Origin of the sequence: Nosocomiicoccus massiliensis, assembly GCF_000438455.1 — a bacterium.
GTDB lineage: Bacteria > Bacillota > Bacilli > Staphylococcales > Salinicoccaceae > Nosocomiicoccus > Nosocomiicoccus massiliensis.
Genome location: NZ_CAVG010000074.1, coordinates 1 through 4,866 on the forward strand (window position 1 = coordinate 1; position 4,866 = coordinate 4,866).

Consider the following 4,866-nt stretch of genomic DNA (forward strand, 5'->3'; position numbering starts at 1 on the left):
TTTTTTCTACAACTTTATTTTCAATGACTGGTTTATGCTCTTTGATATTTTTTTCGTCTATCTTTTCACTCTCTAATTTTTTATTATATTCATCTGAATTGATTTCTGATAATTCTTTTTGTTCGGTTTTTTTCTTATTAAAAAGTTTATTAAACATACTCGGTTTTTTATTTGTTACAGAAACGTTTTCTGACAATTGATTACTTTGTATTTCATACGACTCTTCAATGCGTTGTTTTAAAATTTTTGCTTCCTCTTGAAAGTCAGATTTACCACTATCAAATTCTTCAGGATCTACATATGTTGTATCAAGTTGTTCATATACAATATCTTTAACAGTTTGTTTATTATTCTTTAAAGAATATCTACTGACTTCAAATGCTAAATTCTTTTCATTTGAAACAAGTACGAAGCTAATAATTAAACGCTCTTTATCTGTTGGTTTAAACTCAGGTGCATTCACAAATTGGTGTAACTCTTTAATGATTTTATCTGCATCAATCATAGGGTAAATTAATCCTGTTTTAACAGATAAATTTAATCCATCTTTTTTTGATAGAATATTATACAGTTCTTTAAATCGCTTTGAATTTGGTAAATAAGTAAATTTCACTTTAAGTGGTGCTAATTTTTCTTCTTGTACCATAATATCCTCCTTAATATTAATAAAAAGGGCTGTTTCTACAGCCCTTTTATATTTCTAAAATGCCATTTGATCTGCAACGTATTGTGCTAAAGCATTTGCACCTAAAATACATGCCATACCGACAATGACGTAAATTAAAATTTTCTTTGCTTTTCTCGGTCCTTCATCTCCACCGAACATGAACAAGTAACCAGCAACTAGAATCATAAGTGCTGCAACTACGATACCTGCCGTTTGTAATGTTGAAGTTAAGTTTGACACTGAGTTAATAAAATTATCCATTTATAATCTCTCCTTTTTCATTTCCCCTAATGCTTTAGTGTTTTTTGATGGTGAAGCATTTTCTGCTGGTATTGCTTTACTATTAGTTTTTCTTGTTTGATCAATCAATAACTTTAAAGCTTCTTTTTCTATTACATTCTGTTCAAATTCTTTATAAATTTCGCCTTGCTTATCCATAATAGAAAGACGTGCATGACTTAGCACGTCTTCTCTCCATTCTTTTGGATTTAAACCTACGCTTTGAACAATAGAATCAATGTCTTTCTTTTTTAAATTCAAAATACCACTCCTTATTAATTTTCTTTTCTAATACGATATAATCTCCAGCCACCTAATCCTGCAAGCAACGCTCCAACTAATACAATGAGGTAATTTACCTCTGTACCTGTATGAGGTAACCAACCCTCTTTTTTAGGTGGCGTTTTTACTTTAGAAGAATCTTTCGGTGGATTTTCTGGTTTTTTAGGTTCTTCAACAGGTGGTGTTACTTCTGGTAACACTTCTTTCTTTACTAAAGTACGAACTTCATTAGATTCAAGTTCATCCTCATTGACAGTACCTTTAGCAACGTTAGGAATTACATAGTTGTCACCATCAACTAATGATTCATCTAACTTTGCATCCTCTGGTAGTTTAACCTCAATTTCTGTTACTACAGTTTTACCTTTTAAATCATTTGATTCTTCATCTAAATTCCAAGATACAACTGATTTATCTCGATCAACGACTACATTTGCTTTATCGATAGATGATTCCTGTGTGTTTTCTAGATTATCCTCTGTAGATTCTACATCCGTATCCTCTTGTACTTCTTCTTCTGAACTTTCATTATCAATAGAAGAATCTTCGTTGTTAGATTCCTCTGACACTTCCGGTTCAGTATTTTCTTCGCTTTCTACATCAGCTTCTTCAGATTGTTCATTTTCATCTTCTGTAGTTTCGGATTTAGAATCATTCTCTGACACTTTTTCTGTTTCAGATTTTTCATCAATATAAACAGTTGCGTTAAGAACTTCTAACGCATCTTCAAGATCGTCATAGAAAGAAACTGAATCAATGTTTTTCTCGTTTGAGATTGTTTGTGAAACTTTATAAGTGTATGTTTCTCCATGCTTAATTTCATTTTCTTCTACTTCATTGCCATCTTTATCGATGATAGTCTTCACGATTTTATTTTCTACCTTTTTCATTTTAGAAACTACAAGGTTTGAATCATCATGTTTTTCATTACCTTCTGAATCACTCGTAATCATTTGGGCTGTGTTTTCAAAAACAAATTCATCTTCATTTAAGAACTCTGTAAAATCAAAATCATTTTTTACAGTAATTTGAACTGTTGTTTTTAATGATTTACCCACAAAATGTTTAGGTTCATTGGCAGTCCATTTAAATGATTCTTTTTCATCATCAATTTCTAATGTACCTTGTTCTGTCACGTCGTTACCATCTGCATCAAATACAACGACTGAATCAAGGTTAAAGCCGTCTGGTACGTCATCTTTTAGTCCTAAAATACTTGGTACTGTTTCGTTTCCGTATGTTGTATCAATTTGATACTCAAATGTGTCGTCAATTGATACTTCATTTTCTTCTACTAAGCCATCTTCTGTAACAATGCCTTTATTAATTTCTGGATCCACTTTTTCTAGTGTTGTTGTAACTTCTGGTGAATCAATCGTTTCATCATCTACAAAGAGTTGTGCTGTATTTTTGAAAACAAATTTACCATCTTCCTCAAATTCAGCGAAACTTACTGTATCTTTAACTGATACTGTTGGAATAACTTGAATTGTTTCACCTGCAAAGGCTTTAGGATCGTTTGCCGTCCATCTAAAGCTCTCATTGTCATTATTAATTTCTAATGTACCTTGATCAGTAATATCATTACCTGATTTATCTAACACAACAACTGAATTAACAGAAAGTGCGTCTGGTACATCATCGAACACACCTAGCTTTTCTGCGTGCTGTTTATTCGGGAATGTTGCTGTAACTCTGTATTGGAATTGATCACCAACATTAACTTCATTTTCTGATACATCTTCTCCATCAGCGTTAATAATTGTTTTATCTACTGACGGATCAACTGGAGTTGGTACATGTGTAATTGTAGTTTCTGTATCTTTTTGTTCTTTACCGTCTTTAGTAATTGTTGCCTTATTAGGTATTTGAATATTTCCATCTTCGGTTGTTACACTTGATAAATCTGCATCTGATTTAATGTTAGTTTTTACATTAAAACGGTACGTATGACCGTAAAATGATTGATCAGATAAGACCTCATCTTTCGCTTTAAATTTAATGTGGTTACCCTCTGATAAATCTTCAAATAAATGAGTTACATCTTCATCATCTTCATTAAATACTGTAACTTCGCCTGTTTCTAACACATCATTTAAAACATCTTCCATTACATATTCTTTATAGAAAAACTCTGGATATTCTGCAGGAACAGTATGTGAGATGTCGTACTCATAACGTTCATAGATGACGTTTAATTTATTTTCTAATACATCTACTTCATCACTATCTGTTACAAGCTTTGCTGGATCTAGCACCTCTGTGCGTACTGGTTTTTCAGCAGTATAACCGAAGTATTGTTCGTATTGTCCTGCCTCCCAATTAATAACTTTATCTTTATTATAATCTGACCAATCTTTCGACCACTTAAAATCAAGCGTATGGCCATCAACTAAAATTGTGAAATGTCCTTTGGGGTCATTTGTTTCAAGTGCTTGATTTTTAACATCTTGGAAATACGTGTAACCATCATCTTTTTTTGTAATATCAACTTCTGATTCAGCTGGTGCATAAATTTTACCAATGTTTTTCATCTGTTCTTCACTGAAACCCATCCCTTGTACAGCGTCAATATCAGTTACCGTCATGTAAGAACCTGTTAAATCTGTTGCTGGTTTACCAGTGTCTGTATACATATATTCAAAATTTAAATCGACATAGTCATAACCAGCTTGATGAAATCCAATGTGGTTATCTGCAAAAGAAAAGTATTCTCCACCTTTAAAACCTGTCTTTTTCCAATCTTTTACTGTTATTTTTAAATCAAGATCTCTACCTTTATAATTACCAATATTTGTGTAAGTAACTGAAAGATTATCTTTCTTATCATCTTCGGGTTCTACCTGTGTATGATAATCATTCCCTTCTTGATTTTTCTTTGAAAACCATCCATCCCCTTGTTGTGTAAATTTTGTTTTATCACTAAAACCTGCAATGACTGCATATTTTGAAGGTGCAACACTTTGTTCAGATGGAATTTCTGTTAATTCATGTTCGTGAATTGGTTTAGCTTCTGCGACGGTTGGTAGAAATGCTGTTGATAAGATCGTTAATCCTAATAACACGCTCGTTGCATTTCTACCTTTCTTTCTCAAAGAGAAACGTTGTTTAGTTTCTTGATAGTTCATGTTCTTTTTCAATTAATTTCCTCCTAATGAAGAAATATAGTAAGGACTTATCTTAACCATATTTCTTACACGTTCAATTTGTTTTTCTTTTTTTTGTTTGTTTTCTTTAACTGTGTCTTTTGATTTGTCGTTTTTTTCATCTTTGTTTTGTGTTTCCTGTGGCACTTCACGTAAATTATTAATAAACTTTAAATAACTATCAGCATAGATTAAGTTGATATTTTCGATGTTATTTATTTTTGCGACTGTTTCTATGTCTTGATCATACGTTTCAGATAATTCACTTAAAGTATCACCCCACTGTACGTAATACCAGTAATATTCATTAGTATCAGCTCTCACAGGGCTACTAATAATAAACATCATTACTGTTGCAACTAAGATAAACAGTGTGCTGTTTTTGTACTTATTTAACATTTCCATCACCTCCTTAAAATAAAAAAACCGCCTATTTTAGAAATAGACGGTTATATATTATATTTTATAAGTTATAAAATATATCTTATATCA

Annotated in this window: 5 protein-coding genes; all 5 read right to left on the bottom strand. The window is 31.7% G+C overall.

Annotation, left to right across the window (positions count from 1 at the left end):
• The coding region (locus tag TJ68_RS03490) for a hypothetical protein (protein WP_040928766.1) at positions 1-646 on the bottom strand (646 nt) is incomplete at its 3' end.
• 54 nt (positions 647-700) lie between these two features.
• The gene (locus tag TJ68_RS03495) at positions 701-928 is read right to left on the bottom strand and encodes a TrbC/VirB2 family protein (protein WP_040928767.1); all 228 of its coding nucleotides are present in this window, start codon (positions 926-928) and stop codon (positions 701-703) included.
• Positions 929-1,207: a hypothetical protein gene (locus TJ68_RS03500; protein WP_040928768.1), complete on the bottom strand. Its 279-nt coding sequence runs from the start codon at positions 1,205-1,207 to the stop codon at positions 929-931.
• 14 nt (positions 1,208-1,221) lie between these two features.
• Positions 1,222-4,368 carry an isopeptide-forming domain-containing fimbrial protein gene (locus tag TJ68_RS03505; RefSeq protein WP_040928769.1) on the bottom strand — a complete coding sequence of 1,049 codons (3,147 nt, stop codon included), beginning with the start codon at positions 4,366-4,368 and terminating at the stop codon, positions 1,222-1,224.
• On the bottom strand, positions 4,369-4,773 hold the full coding sequence (locus TJ68_RS08115) for a LysM peptidoglycan-binding domain-containing protein (protein ID WP_052327284.1): 405 nt from the start codon (positions 4,771-4,773) through the stop codon (positions 4,369-4,371).
• Between the last annotated feature and the right edge of the window lie 93 nt (positions 4,774-4,866).

What these genes read in the sequence shown, in the direction of transcription:
- TJ68_RS03495 (WP_040928767.1), bottom strand. Translation starts at nt 928, where the DNA reads ATGGATAATTTTATTAACTCAGTGTCAAACTTAACTTCAACATTACAA.
- TJ68_RS08115 (WP_052327284.1), bottom strand. Translation starts at nt 4,773, where the DNA reads ATGTTAAATAAGTACAAAAACAGCACACTGTTTATCTTAGTTGCAACA.